The following is a 22,877-nucleotide window of genomic DNA, read 5'->3' as shown; positions in this document are numbered from 1 at the left end:
CGTGCTGGCACGATCATTGCTATTTATTTCAGTGATTTTCTCAACATCAGCGTTTTGTCAGCGTAATGCCATGTTCACGCACTATTATTTGGCACTGACACGCACCGAAACGGCGCAATGGCTTTTTATTGCCTCTTAATGGTGCGGAGCGGCTCGCAAAAAACAAACTTTTTTGTTTCATTGCGTTAACAATTCGCTATGTTAATCACTATCCTGCGCGCGGTTGCGCTAAGGGATAACTAAAAAAGCAGCACGAAATACACACAACATCACAATCTGCGCAGTTTATGTTCTGCGCAACATCCATTCAAAGGAGTAGGAACATGCAGACACGCAAAGTGGCATTATCTCTTCTGCTGTTGGGAGCAGCAGCGGGAGCGGCCCAGGCGGAAGATCTCACCGGCACCCTGAAAAAAATTAATGATAGCGGCGTGATCGTCGTTGGGCATCGTGAGTCATCAGTTCCCTTTTCTTACTACGACAACCAGCAAAAAGTGGTTGGCTATTCACAAGACTACTCAAACGCCATCGTAGCGGCGATCAAAGCCAAGCTGAACAAGCCTGATCTGCAAGTAAAAATGCTGCCGATCACCTCTCAGAACCGTATTCCACTGCTGCAAAACGGCACTTACGATTTTGAATGTGGTTCTACCACCAACAACCTGGAACGTCAGCAGCAAGCCGCCTTCTCCGATACCGTCTTCATCATCGGTACGCGTCTGCTGGTGAAAAAGGGTGGCGATATCAAAGATTTCGCGGACCTGAAAGGCAAAACCGTTGTCGTGACCTCTGGTACCACTTCTGAAGTTCTGCTGCACAAGCTGAACGACGAGAAGAAAATGGATATGCGCATCATCAGCGCCAAAGACCATGGCGATTCTTTCCGTACGCTGGAAACCGGTCGTGCCGTGGCCTTCATGATGGATGACGCGCTGCTGGCGGGTGAACGTGCTAAAGCGAAGAAACCAGACGACTGGCAGATCACTGGCACACCTCAGTCGAAAGAAGCCTACGGCTGTATGCTGCGTAAAGAAGACCCGCAGTTCAAACAGCTGATGGATGAAACCATCGCGAAAGCGCAGACCTCGGGTGAAGCCGCTAAGTGGTTCGATACCTGGTTCAAACAGCCAATCCCACCGAAGAATCTGAACATGAACTTCGAGCTGTCTTCTGACATGCAGGCGCTGTTCAAAGCACCAAACGATAAAGCACTTTGAATTAACAATGAAAACAAGGGCAGTTAGGCTGCCCTCTCGATTGCTGAACACGCGGTGCGGACAGACAGACTGCAACAGGTCGTTCCCCTGAAGCAGGACGCAAGACACCGCTCAACAATCTTATGGGTAGCCTCGCTACCCTTTTTTTACCGGAGCTCGTTATGGGTATCGATTGGAACTGGGGCATCTTTTTACAACAGGCCCCGTTCGGCAATACGACTTACCTCGGCTGGCTGTGGTCCGGATTTCAGGTTACCGTTGCGGTTTCCTGCTGCGCCTGGATTATCGCCTTCCTGGTAGGTTCCTTCTTCGGCATTCTGCGTACCGTGCCCAATCGACTGCTGTCGACCATTGGTACCTGCTACGTGGAACTGTTTCGTAATATCCCACTGATCGTCCAGTTCTTCTTCTGGTATCTGGTGGCGCCAGAACTGGTTGGCGAAAAACTGGGGATGTGGTTTAAAGCAGAACTGGACCCCAATATTCAGTTCTTCGTTTCCTCAACCATTTGCCTCGGCTTGTTCACTGCTGCGCGCGTTTGTGAACAGGTACGTGCCGCGATTCAATCATTGCCACGCGGTCAGAAAAACGCAGGGTTGGCGATGGGGCTGACGCTGCCACAAACTTATCGCTACGTGCTGCTGCCTAATGCCTATCGCGTGATTGTGCCGCCGATGACCTCGGAAATGCTGAACCTGGTGAAAAACTCTGCCATCGCTTCGACCATTGGTCTGGTGGATATGGCGGCGCAGGCCGGTAAGTTGCTCGACTACTCGGCGCACGCCTATGAATCTTTCACCGCCATTACCCTGGCTTACGTGGGTATTAACCTGGTGATCATGCTGATTATGAGTTTGGTAGAACGTAAAATTCGCCTGCCCGGCAATCTGGGAGGCAAATAATGTACGAGTTTGACTGGAGTTCGATTCCTCCCAGCCTGCCCTATTTGTGGAATGGCTTGATCATCACCTTCAAGATTACCGCCGTCGCCGTGGTGTTCGGCATTATCTGGGGCACGATTCTGGCCGTGATGCGTCTGTCGCCGTTCGCGCCGATTCGCTGGTTCGCTAAGCTGTACGTCAACCTGTTCCGCTCCGTCCCGCTGGTGATGGTGCTGCTGTGGTTCTATCTGGTGGTGCCTGCATTACTGCAACAGGTATTGGGACTTTCCCCCAAAACTGACATTCGCCTGATTTCCGCCATGATTGCTTTTGCACTGTTTGAAGCGGCCTACTATTCGGAAATCATCCGAGCGGGTATCCAGAGCATCTCACGCGGACAGTCGAATGCTGCGCTCGCGTTGGGTATGACGCACTGGCAATCAATGAAATTGATCATCCTGCCGCAGGCGTTCCGCGCCATGGTGCCACTGCTGCTGACGCAGGGCATAGTGCTGTTCCAGGATACCTCGCTGGTGTATGTGTTAAGCCTGGCTGACTTCTTCCGTACCGCTTCGACGATTGGCGAGCGTGACGGTACCCAGGTTGAAATGGTTCTGTTTGCCGGTCTGGTCTATTTTGTGATCAGCCTGAGCGCTTCGCTGTTGGTTAGCTATCTGAAAAGAAAGAGGACGGTTTAAATGATTAGCCTGAAAAATGTTTCTAAGTGGTATGGTCACTTTCAGGTGCTGACCGACTGCTCCACCGAAGTAAAAAAAGGTGAAGTGGTGGTGGTCTGTGGACCGTCCGGCTCAGGTAAGTCAACCTTGATTAAAACGGTGAACGGTCTGGAACCGGTGCAGGAAGGCAGCATTCAGGTTAACGGTACCGAAGTGAACAACAAGAAAACCAACCTGGCACAACTGCGCAGCAAAGTCGGTATGGTGTTCCAGCACTTCGAACTGTTCCCGCACCTCAGCATTGTCGATAACCTGGTGCTGGCGCAGGTCAAGGTGTTAAAGCGTGATAAAGCCGCTGCGCGTGAGAAGGGTCTCAAGCTGCTGACGCGTGTTGGTCTGGCTGCGCATGCGGAGAAGTTCCCTGGACAGCTCTCGGGCGGACAGCAACAGCGTGTGGCGATTGCCCGCGCGCTCTGTATGGACCCCATCGCGATGCTGTTTGACGAACCGACATCTGCGCTCGACCCAGAGATGATCAACGAAGTGCTGGACGTCATGGTGGAGTTGGCGAACGAAGGCATGACCATGATGGTGGTGACGCACGAGATGGGCTTTGCGCGCAAAGTGGCTAATCGCGTGATCTTTATGGATGAAGGGAAAATTGTCGAAGACACTAACAAAGATGACTTCTTTAATAACCCGCAGTCCGACCGCGCAAAAGACTTCCTCGCGAAGATCCTGCATTAATTAGCGATCTCAATTGCGCCGCTGTAGGGCTGGGGTTTCCCCATTAATCACGCAGCGGCGCGATTTTCCGCAAATCAAGGCTCAAAAGGCTGACGCTGGAAATGATCGTGCCCACACTCCGGGCAGCGCGTTAAGCTCTCCGGTGTATAGATCGCCCGGGTAAAACCGCACTTCTCACACACCAGGTTACCCAACCCCACCACTTCACCGCTTTGATAAACACCGTGATGCCGTAGATCCTGAAACACCTCGCGCCACTCTAACTGGCTTTTGTCCGTGATATCCGCCAGTTCTTTCCATACGCTCTCGCGAATGACGCGCAAGAATACGGAGTCACCGAGCACATCTGAAGATTCCTGATAACTGAGCGCGAACTCATGTAAATCACGCCTAACCGCCCGCATCACCTCATTCACTTCAGAAGAGGTCAGCGTCTTTTTCGCTAATAACTCCTGCCGTGCCTCAGCGACCAGGGCATCAACATCACGCTCGCCCTGTTCCAGCCGCTGGGTTAATGCCGCTATCGTTGCACGATACTCCTGCGCCACGTTATTCATTTTGTTCTCCTTTCCGCGGGAATAGCTGATAGTAAGTTTAGCTGTTCTGTCATATTTGCCGTGACGAAAGCGGAGTAAATCGCAAAAGGGTGAAAGCGGCGGCGCATTGAGTAGAAATCCGCTCAGCCGGGGCGTGAAATGTTGTTGAGGAAGAGCCTTATGGGTATGCTATGCGGATCTAAATGTATGCGAACCCGTCATACTTCAAGTCGCAGGTGCGTTGGCTGCACGTGTTCACGCCGTCGTTTACTTCGTTAAGCGCGAGCGTATTCACACCTTTGCCGCCTACCTGTGACGTGAACTATTCAGGGTTAACGATTTTCATAAAGGACCACAGGCAGCCATGCAAGAGCAATACCGCCCGGAAGAGATAGAATCCCGCGTCCAACAGCACTGGGACGAAAACGAAACCTTTAAAGTGACCGAGCAGGAAGGCAAAGAGAAATACTACTGCCTTTCTATGCTGCCCTATCCTTCTGGCCGCCTACACATGGGCCACGTGCGTAACTACACCATCGGCGATGTGATTGCGCGCTATCAGCGTATGCTGGGTAAAAATGTCCTGCAGCCGATTGGCTGGGATGCGTTTGGACTGCCAGCCGAAGGCGCTGCGGTAAAAAACAACACCGCGCCCGCACCATGGACTTATGACAACATCGAATACATGAAGAACCAGCTCAAACTGCTGGGCTTTGGCTATGACTGGAGCCGCGAATTGGCGACCTGCCAGCCAGAGTACTATCGCTGGGAACAGTGGTTCTTCACCAAGCTGTATGAAAAAGGCATGGTCTATAAAAAGACCTCAGCGGTGAACTGGTGCCCGCATGACCAAACCGTACTGGCTAACGAACAAGTTATCGACGGCTGCTGCTGGCGCTGTGACACCAAAGTTGAGCGCAAAGAGATTCCTCAGTGGTTCGTGAAAATCACCGCTTACGCGGAAGAACTGCTCAACGATCTGGATAAGCTGGAAGACTGGCCTGAAACGGTCAAGACCATGCAGCGTAACTGGATTGGCCGTTCTGAGGGCGTGGAAATCACCTTCGATGTGGCGTACAGCGAAGAGAAATTAACGGTTTACACCACACGTCCGGACACCTTCCTCGGTGCCACCTACGTTGCTGTGGCAGCTGGCCACCCACTGGCGCGCCAGGCTGCGGCCAGCAACCCTGCGCTGTCTGACTTCATCGCAGAATGCAGCACCACCAAAGTGGCTGAAGCAGATATGGCGACGATGGAGAAGAAAGGCATGGCCACCGGCCTGTTTGCTATCCATCCGCTGACGGGCGAAGAGATCCCAGTCTGGGTCGCTAACTTTGTCCTGATGGAATACGGCACCGGCGCAGTGATGGCTGTTCCAGGCCATGACCAGCGTGACTGGGAGTTCGCGACTAAGTACAACCTGAACATCAAACCAGTAATCCTGAATCTGGATGGTTCAACGCCTGATCTGAGCGAAGCGGCGATGACCGATAAAGGCGCGCTGTTCAACTCGGGTGAGTTCAACGGTCTGGATCATCAGGCGGGCTTCAACGCCATTGCTGATGCATTGGCGGCGAAAGGCGTCGGTGTGCGTAAAGTCAACTATCGTCTGCGTGACTGGGGTGTGTCCCGTCAGCGTTATTGGGGCGCGCCAATTCCAATGGTGACACTGGAAGACGGCACCGTGATGCCAACGCCAGAAGATCAGCTGCCAGTGATTCTGCCAGAAGATGTGGTGATGGACGGTATCACCAGCCCGATCAAAGCCGATCCTGAGTGGGCGAAAACCACAGTTAACGGCCAGCCAGCGCTGCGCGAAACCGATACCTTTGACACCTTTATGGAATCATCCTGGTATTACGCGCGTTACACCTGTGCCAATTACAACGAAGGCATGCTGGATCCTGCCGCTGCGAACTACTGGCTGCCGGTAGATCAGTATGTCGGTGGTATCGAACACGCCATCATGCACCTGATGTATTTCCGCTTCTACCACAAGCTGCTGCGTGACGCGGGCCTGGTGAACTCTGATGAGCCAGCCAAACGTCTGCTGTGTCAGGGTATGGTTCTGGCCGATGCGTTCTATTACACCGGCGCGAACGGCGAGCGTAACTGGGTTTCTCCGGTTGATGTTAGCGTTGAGCGCGATGAAAAAGGTCGTATTGTTAAGGCTGTCGACAACGCAGGCCGCGAAGTGGTTTATGCCGGCATGAGCAAGATGTCCAAGTCGAAAAACAACGGCATCGATCCACAGCTGATGGTTGAACGTTACGGTGCCGATACCGTGCGTCTGTTCATGATGTTTGCTTCACCAGCAGAAATGACGCTGGAATGGCAGGAATCGGGTGTAGAAGGTGCGAACCGCTTCCTGAAGCGCGTGTGGAAACTGGCCTACGAACACGTAGCGAAAGGTGCCACCGTGGCGCTGGACCTCAATGCACTGAACGACGATCAGAAAGCGCTGCGTCGCGATCTGCACAAAACCATCGCCAAGGTGGCCGATGACGTGGGTCGTCGCCAGACATTCAACACCGCTATCGCTGCCATCATGGAGTTGATGAACAAGCTGACTCGTGCCCCGCAGGAGAGCGATCAAGATCGCGCACTGATGCAGGAAGCGCTGGTGGCGGTCGTTCGTCTGCTCTATCCGTTCACGCCGCACGCCAGCTATGTTCTGTGGCAGGCGCTGGGCGGAGAAGGTAGTGTCGATGAAGCCAGCTGGCCGGTTGCGGATGAATCCGCGATGGTGGAAGATTCACTGCTGGTCGTTGTACAGGTGAATGGCAAAGTGCGCGGCAAGATTACCGTTGCGCCGGATGCTACGCAGGAGCAGGTTCAGGCGCGTGCTGCGCAGGAGCACATTGTGGCGAAATATCTGGAAGGCGTCACACTTCGTAAAGTGATTTATGTCCCTGGCAAACTGCTTAACCTGGTCGTAGGTTAAGTTCAGGAGGAACTGTGCGACAACTGATTATCAGGCTGTTTGTCCTGCTTGCGGTGATGATCACCGCAGGCTGTGGTTTTCACCCGCGTGGCACCACCATGGTGCCTAACGAGATGAAAACGCTGATCGTCCAGAGTGGCGACCCGTATGGCCCAATGGCGCGCACCGTGCGCCAACAACTGCGTATCAATGATGTCACCATTGTTAATGACAGCAAACAGGCCAGTGCCAAATACCCGACTTTGCGCTTAGGTGCAGAAGTGCTGGGGCGTGATACCGCGTCAGTGTTTATCAGCGGCACCACTGCTGAGTATTCACTGGTGATGACAGTGACCGCGCAGGTTCTGATCCCGGGCAAAGGCATCTACCCGATCAGCACCACCGTGTACCGTTCTTTCTTCGACAACCCGAATGCCGCACTGGCGAAGGATGCCGAGCAAGACATGATTGTGCAGGAGATGCGCCAGCGTGCCGCCGAGCAACTGGTGCGTAAACTGTTAACGGTTCATGCCGCGCAGGAAAGCAACAAAGACACGTTGCCACAGCCGGAGATCATCGCACCAGGTGAGAATTCACCAGAAGTGCCCTCTTCGTCAGCAACCAGTCTGCAATGATCAGGATTTATCCTGAACAACTGAGCGCGCAGCTTCGTGAGGGGCTGCGCGCCTGTTATTTTCTGACCGGCAATGAACCGTTGCTGATTCAGGAAAGTGCCGATGCCATTCGCGCGGCCTCCTCTTCTCAAGGCTTTGAAGAACACTTCAGTGTCACTCTTGATGCGCAAACCGACTGGGATGCGATCTTTGCCAGCTGTCAGGCACTCAGCCTGTTCACGCAACGCCAGACCTTAACGCTGCAACTGCCAGAAAACGGTGCCAATGCAGCGATGGCCGAGCAACTGGTTAAACTCGCCAGCCTGCTGCACAGCGATATCCTGCTGGTGCTGCGCATGGCAAAACTGACCAAAGCGCAGGAAAACAGCGCCTGGTTTAAAGCGCTCAGCGCTCATGCCGTGCTGGTTCCCTGCCAGACGCCCGAACAAGCGCAGTTGCCGCGCTGGGTCGCGAGCCGTGCCAAAGCCATGAAGTTGAGTGTTGATGACGCGGCGATTCAACTGCTGTGCTACTGCTACGAAGGTAATCTGCTGGCGCTGGCGCAGGCGCTGGAACGTCTGTCACTGCTGTGGCCGGATGGCAAACTCACTCTGCCCCGCGTGGAAGACGCGGTAAATGACGCTGCGCACTTTACCCCTTTCCACTGGGTGGATGCCCTGCTGGCGGGCAAAAGTAAGCGCGCCCTGCATATCCTGCATCAGCTGGAAAAAGAGGATGCTGAAGGGGTGATTTTACTGCGTTCTCTGCAACGTGATTTACTGACGCTGCTGCATTTGCAGCGCAATCAGGGTAAACAGGGCTTGCGTGCGCTAATGGATCAACAGCGCATCTGGCAAAACCGTCGCGCACTGTTTACCGATGCGCTGCAACGCCTTGATGCACGTCGTCTGCAACGCGCCGTCCATCTGCTCGCCGAACTGGAGCTGACCATGAAGCAGGATTACGGTCAAAACCTTTGGCCGCAGCTTGAAACCTTGTCGCTGCTGCTGTGTCACCGCGATTTTCCCCTAAGCTTTACGGATGTCTAAACTTTACGCGCTGTTTGGCGGCACCTTCGATCCTATCCACTTTGGCCATCTGCGCCCGGTGGAAGCGCTGGCGCAACAGGTAGGGCTGAAAAAGGTCACGCTACTCCCCAACAACGTGCCACCGCATCGGCCACAGCCTGAAGCCAGTGCCCGGCAGCGCGTGGAAATGCTGCGCTGCGCGATTGCGACCCGCCCCCTGTTTGATATTGATACGCGCGAGCTGGAGCGGGATACGCCGTCATGGACGGTCGCAACCCTTGAAGCACTCCGTGCGGAACGCGGTGCAGAACAGCCCCTCGGGTTTATCATCGGACAAGATTCTCTGCTAACGTTAGCCAAATGGCATCGCTGGCAGGATCTCCTCTCTCTGTGCCATCTGTTGGTGTGCCAGCGACCGGGCTATGCAACGCAGATGGAAACGCCTGAGATGCAGCAGTGGCTGGATGCGCATCGTGCACAGCACGCAGAACAGTTGCATCAAGCACCGGCAGGCCATATCTGGCTGGCTGATACGCCGCTGTTTGACATCTCCGCCACGGAAATACGCCAGCGTCGTCACCTGGGGCAATCCTGCACCGATCTGCTGCCCGATGCGGTTATCGACTACATCGATCGCGCTGGCTTATATCGCGGTTGATCGTTGCGTGCTATACTGCGCCGCTTCATTTTAGGCTATGTTTTCCGGGCATTCAGCCTTCTCGTAATCACCTGTTTTTAAGGGGAACCTTTTGCAAGGTAAAGCACTCCAAGATTTCGTTATTGATAAGATTGACGATATTAAAGGCCAGGACATCATTGCTGTTGATGTTCAGGGCAAATCGAGCATCACCGATTGCATGATCATCTGCACCGGCACGTCGACGCGTCATGTGGTTTCGATCGCCGATCACGTGGTTCAGGAATCCCGTGCCGCGGGTTTAAAGCCGCTAGGCGTCGATGGTAAAGCTGCCGCTGATTGGGTCGTCGTTGATCTTGGCGAAGTGATCGTACACGTGATGCAGGAAGAGAGCCGCCAGCTGTATGAGCTGGAAAAGCTCTGGAGCTAAGCCTTGAAACTGCAGCTTGTGGCCGTCGGCACCAAAATGCCTGACTGGGTTCAGACCGGTTTCATGGAGTATCTGCGCCGCTTCCCCAAGGATATGCCGTTTGAACTGACCGAAGTGCCTGCGGGGAAACGCGGCAAGAACGCGGACATCAAGCGCATCCTGGAAAAAGAGGGTGAAGCGATGTTAGCGGCCGTCGGCAAAGGCAACCGCATCGTCACGCTGGATATTCCAGGGCAGCCGTGGGAAACCCCACAGCTGGCGCAACAGCTTGAGCGCTGGAAACAAGATGGCCGCGATGTCAGCTTGTTGATTGGCGGCCCGGAAGGACTGGCGCCGGCCTGTAAAGCCGCTGCCGAGCAGAGCTGGTCGCTGTCCACGTTGACGTTGCCTCACCCGCTGGTGCGTGTGCTGGTAGCCGAAAGCCTGTATCGTGCCTGGAGCATCACCACGAATCATCCTTATCACCGTGAATAAACGCCTGACAACCTCCAGACAATAAACGCAGCGGATGAAATTACAGAGCAACGCCTTTCGCGATTACACTGCCGAACAGAAACTCTTTGTCCGCCGGGCTTTGGTGGCTTTTGTTGGCATTTTCCTGCTCTCCAGCGTGCTGGTGGTCAACCTCTATCATCTGCAAATTCTGCGTTTTGACGATTACAGCACCCGTTCCAATGAGAACCGCATCAAGCTGGTGCCCGTTGCGCCCAGCCGCGGCATCATCTTTGATCGCAACGGCGTCCCGCTGGCGCTGAACCGCACCATTTACCAGGCTGAACTGGTACCCGAAAAAGTCGATGACCTGAAGCAGACGCTGCAGGATCTGCGCCCGGTGCTGGATCTGACGGACGACGATCTCGACGCCTTTGAAAAAGAGCGTAAGCGCTCACGTCGTTTCACCTCCATTCCGGTGAAAACCGCACTCAACGAAGTGCAGGTGGCGCGCTTTGCCGTCAATCAGTACCGCTTCCCCGGTGTGGAAGTGAAAGGTTACCAGCGCCGCTATTATCCCTACGGTCAGACGCTGACGCATGTAGTGGGCTACGTCTCTAAAATTAACGACCGCGACGTTAAACGCCTCGATGATGAAGGTAAATGGCCTAACTATGCGGCAACGCATGATATCGGCAAGCTGGGCATCGAGAACTATTACGAAGATGTGCTGCATGGCAAAACCGGCTACGAAGAGGTTGAAGTGAACAACCGCGGCCGGGTGATCCGGCAGTTGCACGAGCAATCCCCGCAGGCCGGTCGCGATATCTATCTGACCGTTGACCTGAAACTGCAGCAGTACATCGAAACCCTGTTGGCCGGCAGTCGTGCCGCCGTGGTGGTCAGCGATCCACGCACCGGTGAAATTCTGGCGCTGGTGTCCACCCCCAGCTATGACCCCAATCTGTTTGTCGATGGCATCTCCAGCAAGGATTACAAAGCCCTGCTGAGCGATGAGAACCGTCCACTGTACAATCGCGCGTTACAGGCATCCTACCCGCCAGCTTCAACGGTGAAACCTTATGTTGCCGTCTCTGCGCTGAGTGCAGGGGTGATTAACCGCAATACCAGCCTGTTTGACCCCGGCTGGTGGCAGTTACCCGGTTCGGAAAAACGCTATCGCGACTGGAAAAAATGGGGACACGGCCGTCTTAACGTCACCAAGTCGCTGGAAGAGTCTGCCGATACCTTCTTCTATCAGGTCGCCTACGATATGGGCATTGATCGCCTGTCAGAGTGGATGACCAAATTTGGCTATGGCCATCGCACCGGTATTGATTTGCCGCAGGAAAGTCCCGGCAATATGCCAACGCGTGAGTGGAAACTGAAACGCTTTAAGAAGCCGTGGTATCAGGGTGACACCATTCCAGTGGGTATTGGTCAGGGTTACTGGACTGCAACGCCGGTGCAGATGAACAAAGCCATGATGATTCTGATCAATGACGGCATTATCAAAGTGCCGCATTTACTGCGCGCCACCCGTGAAGGTCAGGCCATGGTGCCGTATCGCCAGCCGCCGGATGCGCCGATTGGCGACATCCACTCGGGATATTGGGAAATCGCCAAAGATGGCATGTACGGCGTGGCCAACCGCGCGAACGGGACGGCGCACAAAAGTTTTGCTGATGCACCTTACAAAATCGCTGCGAAATCCGGTACTGCGCAGGTATTCGGTCTGAAAGAGAACGAAACCTATAACGCGCACAAAATTGCTGAACGCTTGCGTGACCATAAGTTAATGACGGCATTCGCGCCTTACGATAAACCGCGCGTTGCCGTGACCATGATTCTGGAGAACGGCGGTGCTGGCCCGGCAGTGGGTACGGTGATGCGTCAGATTCTCGACCACATAATGTTAGGTGACAACAATACCGTGCTGCCTGAAGCCGCACCGACGCCGCCTGGCTACGAAGGTGAATAAAGATGTCCATGAACGATAGTCCGCAGAAAAGATCGATCTGGACGCGTATCCATATCGATCCCCTGTTTATGCTGATCATCCTTGCGCTACTGGCTTACAGCGCCATCGTCATCTGGAGCGCCAGCGGTCAGGATCCCGGCATGATGGAGCGTAAGCTCGGTCAGATTGCCATGGGTATCATCATCATGCTGGTGATGGCGCAGGTGCCGCCGCGCGTATATGAAAGCTGGGCGCCCTATCTCTACATTGTCTGCGTGATATTACTGGTGGCGGTGGATGCCTTTGGCCATATCAGTAAAGGGGCGCAGCGCTGGCTGGATCTCGGCTTTGTGCGTTTCCAGCCCTCCGAGATAGCCAAAATAGCGGTGCCACTGATGGTGGCACGCTTTATTAACCGCGATGTCTGCCCACCGACGCTGAAAAATACCGGCATTGCGCTGGTGTTGATCTTCATGCCGACGCTGTTAGTGGCGGCACAGCCTGACCTCGGCACCTCGATTCTGATCGCCGCGTCCGGCCTGTTTGTGCTGTTCCTGTCGGGGATGAGCTGGAAGCTGATTGCCGTGGCGGTGCTGCTGGTGGCGGCCTTTATTCCGGTACTGTGGTTCTTCCTGATGCATGACTATCAGCGCGACCGTGTGATGATGCTGCTCGATCCAGAGAGTGACCCGCTCGGTGCCGGTTATCACATTATTCAGTCCAAGATTGCGATTGGATCCGGTGGTTTACGTGGCAAAGGCTGGCTGCATGGCACCCAGTCACAGCTGGAGTTTTTGCCTGAACGTCACACCGACTTTATCTTTGCGGTACTGGCAGAGGAACTCGGCCTGGTCGGCGTATTAGTGTTACTGGTACTGTATCTGCTGCTGATTTTGCGCGGCCTGATTATTGCGGCGCGCGCGCAAACCACCTTTGGTCGCGTGATGGCCGGTGGTTTGATGTTGATTTTATTCGTCTATGTTTTCGTTAACATTGGTATGGTAAGTGGTATCTTACCCGTGGTCGGTGTTCCGCTGCCGCTGGTGAGCTACGGCGGGTCGGCGTTGATTGTATTAATGGCCGGATTTGGCATCGTGATGTCGATCCATACTCATCGAAAAATGTTATCTAAAAGCGTTTAAGAGGCTGCACATGCGTAAGGATTGGCTTGGGGTTGCACTGGCATCATTGGTACTGGCTGCCTGTTCCGCACCGGAACAGCAGAATAATACTGCGCCACCGCAGCCGGCCTATAATGGCCCGGTGGTGGAAATCCCAGGCGTTGAACCGCGCTATGAACCGATCAATCCTTCTACCAGCCAGGATTACAGCGTTAATGGTAAAAATTATCGCGTAATCAAGGATCCTTCGAACTTCAGCGAAGTTGGGTTAGCCACCTGGTACGGTGCAGAAGCACAAGGTAATCGCACAGCGATCGGCGAAGCTTACGATCCAGACGCCTTAACTGCGGCACACCCTACTCTGCCACTGCCAAGCTATGTGCGCGTCACTAACCTCGCCAATGGTCGCCAGATCGTGGTGCGTGTTAATGACCGTGGCCCGTATACCCCCGGCCGCATCATTGACTTGTCTCGCGCGGCAGGCGACCGTTTGAATATCTCGAATAATTCCCGTGTTCGCGTGGATTACATCAAAGTCGCACCGGATGGTTCTGTTTCCGGCCCCGGCACCATTGGCACCACAGTGGCGAAGCAGAGCTACGCCCTGCCCGCGCGCCCGGATCTTAACGGCGGCATGGTGATGATGGGTGGCAGCGCCAATACCACGCCTTCACCTGCGCCACAGGATGTTCGCGCAGTCGATAACAGCACCCTGCAGAGTAACGGTGGCCTCGGTGCCCCGGTGCAGAGCAGCGGTTTCCTCGGCGCGCCTCAGCCTCTAGCAAACGGTGTACTGGAAGGCAGTGAACCGGCCGCCACGCCTGTGCAGGCAACATCCGCTGCGCCTGTCGCGGCACCGGTTTCTGCTCCAGCCAGCGCTGCACCTCATAGTACGCATGCCGCTGGTGGTTATGTCGTTCAGGTCGGTGCGGTCAATGATGCGGCGCGCGCCCGTCAACTGGCGACCAGCCTGGGTAAACGTTTTGGCGTGCCTGGAAACGTGGAAGCCAATGGCAACGTTTATCGTATTCAACTCGGTGGTTACAGTAGCCGGGCGGAAGCCGCTGCGTTGCAACAGCGTCTGACCACTGAAGCACAGATGAGCTCATTTATTACAACTGCCCGTCCGTAATGTCACGGGCAGTTACCTTTACTGCTGAAACTGATTTGCAAAGCAAGATGTCGCTCGATCGGGCGTTTGCTATAGTAAGGCACTTTTTTCACTCTTAGCCCACGGATGTTGTAGTCCTTAACATGAATACGCTGAAACCCTCTCGTTTTCTGAAACGCCTGACAGTGGGATCACTGGTCGCCCTTTCTCTCAGCCATGCCGCCTTTGCGGACGATGTTAACCTTAAGACGATGATCCCGGGCGTCCCGGAAATCGATGCTGAAGCTTATGTGCTGATCGATGCCAACTCAGGTAAAGTCCTGGCCGAAAAGAACGCCGATGCTCGCCGCGATCCCGCCAGTCTGACCAAAATGATGACCAGCTATGTGATTGGTCAGGCGGTCAAAGCAGGCAAAATCCATAACGATGATATCGTCACCGTCGGTAAAGACGCATGGGCCACCGGTAATCCGGTGTTCAAAGGCTCGTCACTGATGTTCCTGAAGCCAGGCGATCGCGTACCGGTTTCTCAACTGACGCGCGGTATCGTGTTGCAGTCAGGGAATGATGCCTGTGTAGCGATGGCCGATTACGTTGCCGGCAGCCAGGATGCGTTTGTTAGCCTGATGAATAATTACGTTGGCGCGTTGGGTCTGAAAAACACCCACTTCCAGACCGTGCACGGCCTGGATGCTGAAGGCCAGTACAGCTCGGCGCGTGATATGGCGCTGATCGGCCAGGCATTGATTCGTGATGTGCCGGACGAATACTCGGTCTACCGTGAAAAAGAGTTCACCTTCAACAATATCAAACAGATGAACCGCAATGGTTTACTGTGGGATACCAGCCTGAACGTTGACGGCATCAAAACCGGTCACACTGATGCGGCAGGTTACAACCTGGTGGCTTCTGCCACTGAAGGCCAGATGCGTCTGATCTCTGCCGTCATGGGCGGTCACACTTATAAAGGTCGCGAAACCGAAAGTAAAAAGCTGCTGACCTGGGGCTTCCGTTTCTTTGAGACCGTCGCACCTCTGAAAGCAGGCAAAGAGTTCGCCTCTGAGCCGGTTTGGTTTGGTAACAGCGATCGTGTCCAGTTAGGCGTTGAAAAAGATGCCTACCTGACCATTCCACGCGGCCGTATGAAAGACCTGAAAGCCAGCTATGTACTGACCAATACCGAACTGCATGCACCGCTGCAGAAAAACCAGGTGGTGGGCAGCATCAACTTCCAGCTGGATGGCAAAACCATTGAACAGCGTCCGCTGGTGGTCCTGAACGAAGTGCAGGAAGGCGGCTTCTTCAGCCGTATCATTGATTACATCAAACTGATGTTCCATCACTGGTTTGGCTAAGACGCTTGAAAAATCGTCTGTCTGATACCATATAATTAGAAACCCCCGTTTCAAACGTATAGGGGAGGCTGGAAAGCCTCCCTTATCGATTTTTATGCATCACCTGTTGTAGGGGCGGCCTTCGGGCTTCTCTTCTCAATTTTAAGCACCGGAGCCAACATGAAAACCAAACTGAATGAACTGCTCGAATTCCCTACCCCCTTCACCTATAAAGTAATGGGTCTGGCGCAACCGGAGCTGGTTGATCAAGTGGTTGAAGTGGTGCAGCGCCACGCCCCCGGCGACTATACCCCGGCAGTGAAACCGAGCAGCAAAGGTAACTACCATTCGGTTTCTATCACCATCACCGCAACGCATATCGAACAGGTAGAAACCCTGTACGAAGAACTGGGTAACATTGATATCGTGCGCATGGTCCTGTAATACCCGCGCTGGCAAAGGCGGCTTTGCCAGCGTTATACTCAGCCCTTCACTCTCTACCGGATCTCCGCTTTGTCAGCTAACACGCTTCTTGTTCGTCAACTGGGCCAGCGCGACTGGCAACCTGTCTCCGATGCGATGCATCAGTTTACCGATCAACGTGACAGCAGCACTGCCGATGAAATCTGGCTGGTGGAACATCATCCGGTGTTTACCCAGGGCCAGGCAGGCAAAGCCGAACATCTGCTGATGCCGGGCGATATTCCGGTTGTGCAGAGCGATCGTGGCGGCCAGGTGACGTATCACGGGCCTGGGCAACAGGTGATGTACGTGTTAATTGATATTAAACGTCACAAAATCGGTGTCAGAGAGCTGGTCACTGCGCTGGAGGAAACCGTGATCGCCACCCTGGCGGATTATGGTATCGCTGCGCGCGCACGTGCCGACGCACCCGGCGTTTATATCGGCGATGACAAAGTGTGCTCATTAGGCCTTCGCATTCGCAAAGGGTGCTCCTTCCACGGCCTGGCATTAAATGTGGCGATGGATCTGGCACCTTTCCTGCGCATCAATCCCTGCGGTTATGCCGGCATGCGCATGACGCAGTTAAGTGAAAAGCAGCCGGGCGTCACAACCGCCGACGTACAACCCCGTTTGGTACAACATTTCGCCCGCTTAACGGGTTTCACCCAGCTTGAATGGCAAAATGAGGCCAGGGTCTGACCTTGACTGTCTGTGCTCATTTACAAAATTGTAACTTTAGCGCTCGCATATCGGCTGCTTATGCGCAGACGAAATGATATAATTTTTGCCATATTTTCAAATAAAGTTGAAAGCCTGGTTCTCAGTTTGAGTGAGGAAGCTTTCAAATCGCAATCCCGACCGGAACCTGCAGATTTATGAGTAAACCAATTCAGATGGAACGTGGCGTCAAGTATCGCGATGCCGACAAAATGGCGCTGATTCCGGTGAAAACCGTGATGGTCGAGCGTGAAGAGATTCTGCGTAAGCCGGAGTGGATGAAGATCAAACTGCCTGCGGATTCCAGCCGCATTCAGGGTATCAAAGCCGCCATGCGCAAAAATGGTCTGCACTCGGTGTGTGAAGAGGCCTCCTGCCCTAACCTCGCTGAATGTTTTAACCACGGCACCGCCACCTTTATGATCCTCGGTGCGATTTGTACGCGTCGTTGCCCATTCTGCGACGTCGCCCACGGCCGTCCAAATATGCCTGACGCCAACGAACCGCTGAAACTGGCACAAACTATTGCCGATATGGCGCTGCGTTACGTGGTGATCACCTCGGTTGACCGCGACGATCTTCGCGACGGCGGGGCTCAGCACTTTGCGGATTGCATCACTGCCATTCGCGAAAAAAGCCCTAACATCAAAATTGAAACGCTGGTGCCTGACTTCCGTGGTCGTATGGATCGTGCGCTGGAAATCCTCACCGCCACGCCGCCAGATGTGTTCAACCACAACATGGAAAACGTGCCACGCGTTTACCGTCAGGTACGCCCTGGCGCCAACTACGACTGGTCGCTGAAGCTGCTGGAGCGTTTCAAAGAAGCGCATCCTGATGTGCCAACCAAGTCTGGCCTGATGGTCGGATTGGGTGAAACCAATGCGGAAATCGTGGAAGTGATGCGTGACCTGCGTCGTCATGGTGTCACCATGCTCACACTCGGCCAGTATTTACAGCCAAGCCGCCATCACCTGCCGGTTCAGCGCTATGTGAGCCCGGCAGAGTTTGATGAGATGAAAGAGGAAGCCATGGCGATGGGCTTCACCCACGCGGCCTGTGGCCCATTCGTCCGTTCTTCTTATCATGCGGATATGCAGGCCAAAGGGCTGGAAGTGAAATAATCGGTTCTGCGGGTGTGACGCCCGCAGCCAGGCTTTTTTCACCCGTGCCAAAAAACAAAAACCAGACTGGAAGCAGTCTGGTTTTTTTATCAACGTCATAAACATTTACACTTATTGACGTTTGAAGTCGGATTACTCTTTGTGGCTCACGCGTTCAGCCGGCGCTTCTTCAGCGGTGCTTTTGGTTGCGGTGGATTCATCGTCTTTCATGGCTTTCTTGAAGCCTTTAATGGCGGAACCCAGATCACCACCCAGTGAACGTAACTTGTTGGTACCAAACAGCAGTACAATAAGTGCACCGATGATCAGCAGTTTGGCAATGCTGAAACCTTCCATACTTTACCTTTCAACCTTAGCGAAAACAGACATAACTATTAACGCGCAGTTTATCAGCTGTCACAACTGGAATCTGTAACAGATTACGATCAACACCCGCGCAACATTAAATAAAGCGGCTCAAAAAGGCCTGCGTACGCGGGTGCTGTGGATTACCGATCACCTGCTCCGGTGTTCCCTGCTCCACCACCACGCCGCCATCCATAAACACCACCCGGTCCGCCGCCTCACGTGCAAAGCCAATCTCATGTGTCACCACGATCATGGTCAGACCACGATCGGCCAGCGTGCGCATCGTCGCCAGCACCTCTCCCACGAGTTCGGGGTCCAGCGCGGAAGTCGGCTCATCAAATAGCATCAACGCCGGTTTGATGGCTAACGCACGAGCAATCGCCACACGCTGCTGTTGGCCGCCGGAAAGATGGCGTGGCCACGCATCGGCTTTGTCACTCAATCCCACCGTTGTCAGCAGTTCGCACGCATGCTGCAACGCTTCCTGGCGGGGAAACTTATGCACACCAATGGGCGCTTCAATAATGTTCTGCAGCACGGTCATGTGTGGATAGAGGTTGAATTGCTGAAACACCATGCCGATCTTCTGACGCTGGTGAGCAATCCGCCGTGCCGACAGGCGATGCAGAATCCCACGCTTCAATTCGTAGCCAATCTGCTCTTCACCCACCATGATGGAGCCGGCGTTCATATCTTCCAGATGGTTTATACAGCGCAGGAAGGTCGATTTGCCCGATCCCGATGGCCCGAGAATCACCACCACTTCACCTGGAAACACATCCAGATCGATCCCTTTCAATACCTCGTTATCGCCATAACTCTTCTGGACATTGCGCGCAGAGACCAGCGGCTGAATCTCACTCATACATCCTCCTTCAGCTGATGTGTTGCTGCGACAGCCGTGTCTGCCCGGCGCTTGTTCACCACAGTGCGTTTGGTGCCGCGTGCGTAGTAGCGTTCGATAGCTGACTGCCCAATATTCAGGATCGATGTGATCAGCAGATACCAAATCACGGCCACCATCAGCATCGGGATAATTTCAAAGGTGCGGTTATACACGGCCTGCACCGAGTAAAGCAGATCGCCCATGGCTATTACGCTGACCAGCGAGGTCGCTTTAATCATACTGATCAGCTGATTGCCGGTGGGAGGAATAATGGATCGCATCGCCTGCGGAATGATAATGCGGCGCAATGCACGGCTGCGGCTCATGCCAAACGCCTGAGTGGTTTCCACCTGTCCCTGATCCACCGACAACAGCCCGGCGCGAATGATCTCGGCCATATACGCCGCTTCATTCAGTGCCAGTCCGGCAAACGCAGCGGTCAGCGGCGTAATCAGATCGTTGGTATTCCAACTGGCGAAGGTAATATCCGTCCAGGGTACGGTAATCGAAATGTTCGGAAATAGCGTCGACAGGTTGTACCAAAAGATCAGTTGCACCAACAGCGGCGTACCCCGGAAAAACCAGATGTAAAGCGACGAGATGCCGCTCAGCAGTTTATTTTCCGAAAGACGCCATACCGCCAGCAGCAGCCCCAGCAGCGTACCGAGGATCATGGAGACCACCGTCAGCCCGAGCGTCACCTGCAGCCCTTTCATCACCGAACCTTCGGTGAACCACTGCAACACTACTTTCCATTCAAAATTGGGATTGGTCGCCACCAGCCAGAGAAAGTTGGCCGCGACCACCAGTACCACAATCCATGAGATCCAGCGTCCATAGGTGGGCGCACTGCGGGCGAAAGCGACATCGCGCTGCTGCACGTTGGCCTTATCCCTGGCTCGCGTATTGTGGGTGACCGGATTCATTTTGCTGTCCCCTGCGCCAGATTACGACCCGGCTGCTGCAAGATATTGCCGTCGAGTTTCCACTTCTTCATGATCGCCGCGTAGGTGCCGTTGGCGAACAGCTCTTTATAGGCGTCGAGTACTACGTTGCCCAGTTCGGAACCTTTTGGCACCACTGTGCCCTGGAAAATGTCGCCAAAGCCGTTTTTCTGTCCTTTACCGGAAAGCTCCAGCTGGCCATTGGCTTGCTCGATAAAGTAAGTCAGCGGTGCCTGTGAAGAGAAGAATGCATCAGAACGCTTAGATCGTACTGCCAGAATCGATGAAGGCTGATCGGTGAAAGATTGCACCACCACCGCAGGTTTGCCCGCGGCAACGCAAGCGTCCGACTGCTTACGAATCACCTGCTCAGCTGAACCGGCTGCCATCACAGCAATACGCTTGCCGCAGGTGTCTTCCAGACCGTTAATTTTCGCTGGATTGCCCTTTTGAACGCCGAACACCACGAACTCCTGCACAAAATCGATGAAGTCGACTTTCTGCTGACGATCGGGATAGTCGCCAATCGGCCCAATCGCCATCTGATAACGGCCCGAGTTAATGCCAGCTAAAACACCCGACAAACCGCTGACCGTGGCATGTTCAATTTTCACACCCAGCAATTGAGCCAAAGCATTCGTCAGGTCGGCTGAGGCGCCGTCCATCGAATGTGGACCGTTAACGATCTCATAAGGAGGAAACGATCCGTTGTTTACCGAAATCATTTTTCCAGCGCTTTTAATCTCTGCTGGCAGGCGGTCATGCAGCGCCTGATCAACTTTCTGCGTTGGGATAGTTTCCGCTGCCTGCACTGCGCTGACTGTCAGCCCCAGCGCCAACGTTATTGCTGTTGTAAGTTTATTCATTAGCCAGTTCCCCAAAATCTATCAAAGTGGTTTCAGTTCAGGACGTGCAAAACGGCGGTTTTCCAGCACCGGCAGTACGCTACGTGCGTAGGCAATACGTTGTGGATCGAGGTCGGCGAACACCAGTGCCGCCGACTCTGGCGCTTTGGCTATCGCCACGCCGAGAGGATCGATGACCAGACTGTTGCCGATGTTACGCGGGCCACATTCGCCCACGGCCACCATGTAACAGGTGTTTTCCAGTGCGCGTGCCGTACACAGCAATTCCCAATGCATCTCTTTCAGCGGGCCTTTCACCCACGCGGCAGGCAATACCAGCACATCAGCACCGTCCAGCACCAGACGGCGCGCCAGCTCAGGGAAACGCACGTCGTAGCAGGTCATCAGGCCCACTTTCATCCCGGCCACTTCCACCAGCGGTGGGATTTCGTTGCCTGGATTCACGCGCTGTGACTCCTGCATCGCAAACGCATCATAAAGATGCAGCTTTTCGTAGGCGGCGATGAGTTCACCGTTGCGAATGGCAATTAGCACGTTGAGCGCCTTGTTGCCCTCTGTTGGCACGTGCACGCTCATCATGGTGGTTAAATCGTTGCCCTTACTGACCGCCAGCAACTGTGTGATGAAAGGGCCATCCAGCGGCTGCGCGGCTTTCAGTACCAAATCAGGGTCGGCAATATCACGCGCCAGCACGCCTTCAGGCAGGACCAGTAAATCCGCGCCTCCAGCCAGTGCATTGTTCATTAAACCGATGCAGATATCGGTGTTTTCCTGCCATTCCCGGCTGACAGCAAACTGCCCCATTGCAACTTTCATCTTCACTCCCCTTGCACTGCTGCCGGGAAAATTGCTTCCGGCGTCAGTAATGTTTTGGTTAAGCCTTGCTGGAACAGCTCGTTAGCAAAATCGGCGATCATCTTTTTGTTAGCGGAGAATCCGTTTTGATTCCAGTCCGCCGGTAATTCCTGCGCGGTACGTCGCAAATCATCCAGCAGCCACGGTGTGGTGTCGGCGTATTTCTCGCGTTTCTGCATCCACATCTGGTACGAACGATCGATGATTTCGCTTAACGCCTGCGGCAGCCAGGGATGCATTTCCGCCAGTGCCGGTTTCATCGCCAGCAGATGGATACCCGGCACGTAGCCGACGCGATTAAAGTAGTCGCGCTCGGCGGTCACAAAGTCGTTTTGCAATTGACGCAGGCCAGAATTTTTCAGGAAGAAACCTTCTGGCATAAAGGGCGTGAACACCGCATCCAGCTCACCGGCCTTCAGCAGTTCGATCAGCGGGCGCTCACCTGGTGCAGGTTCGATGCGGCCCGGACGGCCGAAGCCTGCGAGGCGATCCACAATCGGATGCTCTTCAGTCAGACGGCCGGCAAACCAGTACGCATCATCGATCTCTACGCCAGCTTCACGCAGCACGGTGCGCGTCCAGGTATTGCCAGAATCCTGCCAGCCGGTCACACCGATTTTCTTGCCTTTCAACTGAGCGGGCGTGGTAATCGGGCTGTCAGCGGTGGTGATGATGCAGCGCTGGCGGAAGCCGCGCATCAGGAAGTGCGGCAGGCCGAGCAGTGCGTTATCCCCTCTGGCGCATGCCTGAGCATAGCGGCTGAATGACACTTCACCCGCGTCGTATTTGTCGCTGGTCGCGAGGTTATCAACCAGCGTGCCCACGCGGTCAATCTCCAGCGTGAAGCCTTCTGGTTTGATGTCGCCGAGTGCCAGCGGGGTGAAATAATCCCAGTCACGCACCGCCAGTCTGATGGTTACCATAATTGTGCTTTCCCCGTTTTCGGCCAGAGATCTGGCGCTGTTTATTTATTCAGCAAATAGTGCTTGAATTTGAGTCTAAAACGCGAATACTAATCTGA

24 protein-coding genes are annotated in these 22,877 nt (G+C 54.3%); 17 read left to right on the top strand and 7 right to left on the bottom strand.

Annotated elements, in window-relative coordinates; genetic code table 11:
• Positions 1-323 precede the first annotated feature (323 nt).
• The 4 genes from F3J37_RS08720 to F3J37_RS08705 all read left to right on the top strand — a co-directional run bounded on the left by F3J37_RS08720 (position 324) and on the right by F3J37_RS08705 (position 3,522).
• The gene (locus F3J37_RS08720; RefSeq protein ID WP_058960796.1) at positions 324-1,217 is read left to right on the top strand and encodes a glutamate/aspartate ABC transporter substrate-binding protein; all 894 of its coding nucleotides are present in this window, start codon (positions 324-326) and stop codon (positions 1,215-1,217) included.
• A gap of 161 nt (positions 1,218-1,378) precedes the next feature.
• The gene (locus F3J37_RS08715) at positions 1,379-2,119 is read left to right on the top strand and encodes an amino acid ABC transporter permease (protein ID WP_034829069.1); all 741 of its coding nucleotides are present in this window, start codon (positions 1,379-1,381) and stop codon (positions 2,117-2,119) included.
• The gene (gene gltK / locus F3J37_RS08710; protein WP_058960797.1) at positions 2,119-2,796 is read left to right on the top strand and encodes a glutamate/aspartate ABC transporter permease GltK; all 678 of its coding nucleotides are present in this window, start codon (positions 2,119-2,121) and stop codon (positions 2,794-2,796) included. The genes F3J37_RS08715 and gltK overlap by 1 nt, the downstream gene beginning before the upstream one ends.
• Positions 2,797-3,522, top strand: coding sequence for an amino acid ABC transporter ATP-binding protein (locus F3J37_RS08705; RefSeq protein ID WP_034829065.1), 726 nt, complete (start codon positions 2,797-2,799; stop codon positions 3,520-3,522).
• A gap of 74 nt (positions 3,523-3,596) precedes the next feature.
• Here F3J37_RS08705 and F3J37_RS08700 read toward each other — a convergent pair whose 3' ends face one another.
• On the bottom strand, positions 3,597-4,079 hold the full coding sequence (locus F3J37_RS08700) for a zinc ribbon-containing protein (RefSeq protein ID WP_058960798.1): 483 nt from the start codon (positions 4,077-4,079) through the stop codon (positions 3,597-3,599).
• Positions 4,080-4,422: 343 nt separating this feature from the next.
• Between F3J37_RS08700 and leuS the strand changes: the two genes are divergently transcribed.
• The 13 genes from leuS to lipA all read left to right on the top strand — a co-directional run bounded on the left by leuS (position 4,423) and on the right by lipA (position 17,957).
• Positions 4,423-7,005, top strand: coding sequence for a leucine--tRNA ligase (leuS, locus tag F3J37_RS08695; protein ID WP_160867874.1), 2,583 nt, complete (start codon positions 4,423-4,425; stop codon positions 7,003-7,005).
• Between the two features lie 14 nt (positions 7,006-7,019).
• On the top strand, positions 7,020-7,619 hold the full coding sequence (lptE, locus tag F3J37_RS08690; RefSeq protein ID WP_058960800.1) for an LPS assembly lipoprotein LptE: 600 nt from the start codon (positions 7,020-7,022) through the stop codon (positions 7,617-7,619).
• Positions 7,616-8,647, top strand: a complete 1,032-nt coding sequence (holA, locus tag F3J37_RS08685; RefSeq protein WP_038648309.1) for a DNA polymerase III subunit delta — start codon at positions 7,616-7,618, stop codon at positions 8,645-8,647. Before lptE ends, holA begins: the two co-directional genes overlap by 4 nt.
• Complete coding sequence (gene nadD, locus F3J37_RS08680) at positions 8,640-9,284, top strand: nicotinate-nucleotide adenylyltransferase (RefSeq protein ID WP_097117437.1); 645 nt, start codon at positions 8,640-8,642, stop codon at positions 9,282-9,284. Before holA ends, nadD begins: the two co-directional genes overlap by 8 nt.
• 91 nt (positions 9,285-9,375) lie before the next feature.
• A complete protein-coding gene (rsfS, locus tag F3J37_RS08675; RefSeq protein WP_038648315.1) occupies positions 9,376-9,693 on the top strand; it encodes a ribosome silencing factor in 318 nt (105 codons plus the stop codon).
• Positions 9,694-9,696: 3 nt separating this feature from the next.
• Complete coding sequence (gene rlmH / locus F3J37_RS08670) at positions 9,697-10,167, top strand: 23S rRNA (pseudouridine(1915)-N(3))-methyltransferase RlmH (RefSeq protein WP_038648318.1); 471 nt, start codon at positions 9,697-9,699, stop codon at positions 10,165-10,167.
• 34 nt (positions 10,168-10,201) lie between these two features.
• Positions 10,202-12,106: a peptidoglycan DD-transpeptidase MrdA gene (mrdA, locus tag F3J37_RS08665; protein ID WP_160867876.1), complete on the top strand. Its 1,905-nt coding sequence runs from the start codon at positions 10,202-10,204 to the stop codon at positions 12,104-12,106.
• An 8-nt stretch (positions 12,107-12,114) separates the two neighbouring features.
• Complete coding sequence (mrdB, locus tag F3J37_RS08660; protein WP_160868002.1) at positions 12,115-13,227, top strand: peptidoglycan glycosyltransferase MrdB; 1,113 nt, start codon at positions 12,115-12,117, stop codon at positions 13,225-13,227.
• Between the two features lie 10 nt (positions 13,228-13,237).
• The gene (gene rlpA / locus F3J37_RS08655) at positions 13,238-14,338 is read left to right on the top strand and encodes an endolytic peptidoglycan transglycosylase RlpA (RefSeq protein WP_166933011.1); all 1,101 of its coding nucleotides are present in this window, start codon (positions 13,238-13,240) and stop codon (positions 14,336-14,338) included.
• A 122-nt stretch (positions 14,339-14,460) separates the two neighbouring features.
• Positions 14,461-15,672 (top strand): D-alanyl-D-alanine carboxypeptidase DacA, encoded by a 1,212-nt coding sequence (gene dacA / locus F3J37_RS08650; RefSeq protein WP_034829047.1) that lies wholly within the window; start codon positions 14,461-14,463, stop codon positions 15,670-15,672.
• A 159-nt stretch (positions 15,673-15,831) separates the two neighbouring features.
• Positions 15,832-16,095: a DUF493 family protein YbeD gene (ybeD, locus tag F3J37_RS08645; protein ID WP_034829045.1), complete on the top strand. Its 264-nt coding sequence runs from the start codon at positions 15,832-15,834 to the stop codon at positions 16,093-16,095.
• 69 nt (positions 16,096-16,164) lie between these two features.
• On the top strand, positions 16,165-16,815 hold the full coding sequence (gene lipB, locus F3J37_RS08640) for a lipoyl(octanoyl) transferase LipB (RefSeq protein ID WP_160867877.1): 651 nt from the start codon (positions 16,165-16,167) through the stop codon (positions 16,813-16,815).
• A 176-nt stretch (positions 16,816-16,991) separates the two neighbouring features.
• Entirely contained in the window at positions 16,992-17,957 is a 966-nt protein-coding gene (lipA, locus tag F3J37_RS08635) for a lipoyl synthase (protein ID WP_034829042.1), read from the top strand.
• Positions 17,958-18,089: 132 nt separating this feature from the next.
• Here lipA and tatE read toward each other — a convergent pair whose 3' ends face one another.
• The 6 genes from tatE to F3J37_RS08605 form a co-directional block, all read right to left on the bottom strand.
• Positions 18,090-18,293, bottom strand: coding sequence for a twin-arginine translocase subunit TatE (gene tatE, locus F3J37_RS08630; protein ID WP_034829040.1), 204 nt, complete (start codon positions 18,291-18,293; stop codon positions 18,090-18,092).
• Positions 18,294-18,399: 106 nt separating this feature from the next.
• Entirely contained in the window at positions 18,400-19,170 is a 771-nt protein-coding gene (locus F3J37_RS08625) for an amino acid ABC transporter ATP-binding protein (RefSeq protein ID WP_166933009.1), read from the bottom strand.
• The gene (locus F3J37_RS08620; protein WP_166933007.1) at positions 19,167-20,117 is read right to left on the bottom strand and encodes an amino acid ABC transporter permease; all 951 of its coding nucleotides are present in this window, start codon (positions 20,115-20,117) and stop codon (positions 19,167-19,169) included. The genes F3J37_RS08625 and F3J37_RS08620 overlap by 4 nt, the downstream gene beginning before the upstream one ends.
• Positions 20,114-21,001: an ABC transporter substrate-binding protein gene (locus F3J37_RS08615; protein WP_097117441.1), complete on the bottom strand. Its 888-nt coding sequence runs from the start codon at positions 20,999-21,001 to the stop codon at positions 20,114-20,116. Before F3J37_RS08615 ends, F3J37_RS08620 begins: the two co-directional genes overlap by 4 nt.
• Positions 21,002-21,022: 21 nt before the next feature.
• Entirely contained in the window at positions 21,023-21,817 is a 795-nt protein-coding gene (locus F3J37_RS08610; protein WP_034829032.1) for a deaminated glutathione amidase, read from the bottom strand.
• Positions 21,818-21,819: 2 nt separating this feature from the next.
• Positions 21,820-22,779, bottom strand: coding sequence for an ABC transporter substrate-binding protein (locus F3J37_RS08605; protein ID WP_045816520.1), 960 nt, complete (start codon positions 22,777-22,779; stop codon positions 21,820-21,822).
• Positions 22,780-22,877 lie beyond the last annotated feature (98 nt).

It is taken from the genome of Candidatus Pantoea communis (assembly GCF_011752685.1).
Lineage (GTDB): Bacteria > Pseudomonadota > Gammaproteobacteria > Enterobacterales > Enterobacteriaceae > Pantoea > Pantoea communis.
Note: the sequence above shows the minus strand (reverse complement) of the source record. Positions and strands in the feature narration are given on the sequence as shown.

What these genes read in the sequence shown, in the direction of transcription:
- F3J37_RS08720 (WP_058960796.1), top strand. Translation starts at nt 324, where the DNA reads ATGCAGACACGCAAAGTGGCATTATCTCTTCTGCTGTTGGGAGCAGCA.
- F3J37_RS08715 (WP_034829069.1), top strand. Translation starts at nt 1,379, where the DNA reads ATGGGTATCGATTGGAACTGGGGCATCTTTTTACAACAGGCCCCGTTC.
- gltK (WP_058960797.1), top strand. Translation starts at nt 2,119, where the DNA reads ATGTACGAGTTTGACTGGAGTTCGATTCCTCCCAGCCTGCCCTATTTG.
- F3J37_RS08705 (WP_034829065.1), top strand. Translation starts at nt 2,797, where the DNA reads ATGATTAGCCTGAAAAATGTTTCTAAGTGGTATGGTCACTTTCAGGTG.
- F3J37_RS08700 (WP_058960798.1), bottom strand. Translation starts at nt 4,079, where the DNA reads ATGAATAACGTGGCGCAGGAGTATCGTGCAACGATAGCGGCATTAACC.
- leuS (WP_160867874.1), top strand. Translation starts at nt 4,423, where the DNA reads ATGCAAGAGCAATACCGCCCGGAAGAGATAGAATCCCGCGTCCAACAG.
- holA (WP_038648309.1), top strand. Translation starts at nt 7,616, where the DNA reads ATGATCAGGATTTATCCTGAACAACTGAGCGCGCAGCTTCGTGAGGGG.
- nadD (WP_097117437.1), top strand. Translation starts at nt 8,640, where the DNA reads ATGTCTAAACTTTACGCGCTGTTTGGCGGCACCTTCGATCCTATCCAC.
- mrdA (WP_160867876.1), top strand. Translation starts at nt 10,202, where the DNA reads ATGAAATTACAGAGCAACGCCTTTCGCGATTACACTGCCGAACAGAAA.
- mrdB (WP_160868002.1), top strand. Translation starts at nt 12,115, where the DNA reads ATGAACGATAGTCCGCAGAAAAGATCGATCTGGACGCGTATCCATATC.
- rlpA (WP_166933011.1), top strand. Translation starts at nt 13,238, where the DNA reads ATGCGTAAGGATTGGCTTGGGGTTGCACTGGCATCATTGGTACTGGCT.
- dacA (WP_034829047.1), top strand. Translation starts at nt 14,461, where the DNA reads ATGAATACGCTGAAACCCTCTCGTTTTCTGAAACGCCTGACAGTGGGA.
- ybeD (WP_034829045.1), top strand. Translation starts at nt 15,832, where the DNA reads ATGAAAACCAAACTGAATGAACTGCTCGAATTCCCTACCCCCTTCACC.
- lipA (WP_034829042.1), top strand. Translation starts at nt 16,992, where the DNA reads ATGAGTAAACCAATTCAGATGGAACGTGGCGTCAAGTATCGCGATGCC.
- tatE (WP_034829040.1), bottom strand. Translation starts at nt 18,293, where the DNA reads ATGGAAGGTTTCAGCATTGCCAAACTGCTGATCATCGGTGCACTTATT.
- F3J37_RS08625 (WP_166933009.1), bottom strand. Translation starts at nt 19,170, where the DNA reads ATGAGTGAGATTCAGCCGCTGGTCTCTGCGCGCAATGTCCAGAAGAGT.
- F3J37_RS08620 (WP_166933007.1), bottom strand. Translation starts at nt 20,117, where the DNA reads ATGAATCCGGTCACCCACAATACGCGAGCCAGGGATAAGGCCAACGTG.
- F3J37_RS08615 (WP_097117441.1), bottom strand. Translation starts at nt 21,001, where the DNA reads ATGAATAAACTTACAACAGCAATAACGTTGGCGCTGGGGCTGACAGTC.
- F3J37_RS08610 (WP_034829032.1), bottom strand. Translation starts at nt 21,817, where the DNA reads ATGAAAGTTGCAATGGGGCAGTTTGCTGTCAGCCGGGAATGGCAGGAA.
- F3J37_RS08605 (WP_045816520.1), bottom strand. Translation starts at nt 22,779, where the DNA reads ATGGTAACCATCAGACTGGCGGTGCGTGACTGGGATTATTTCACCCCG.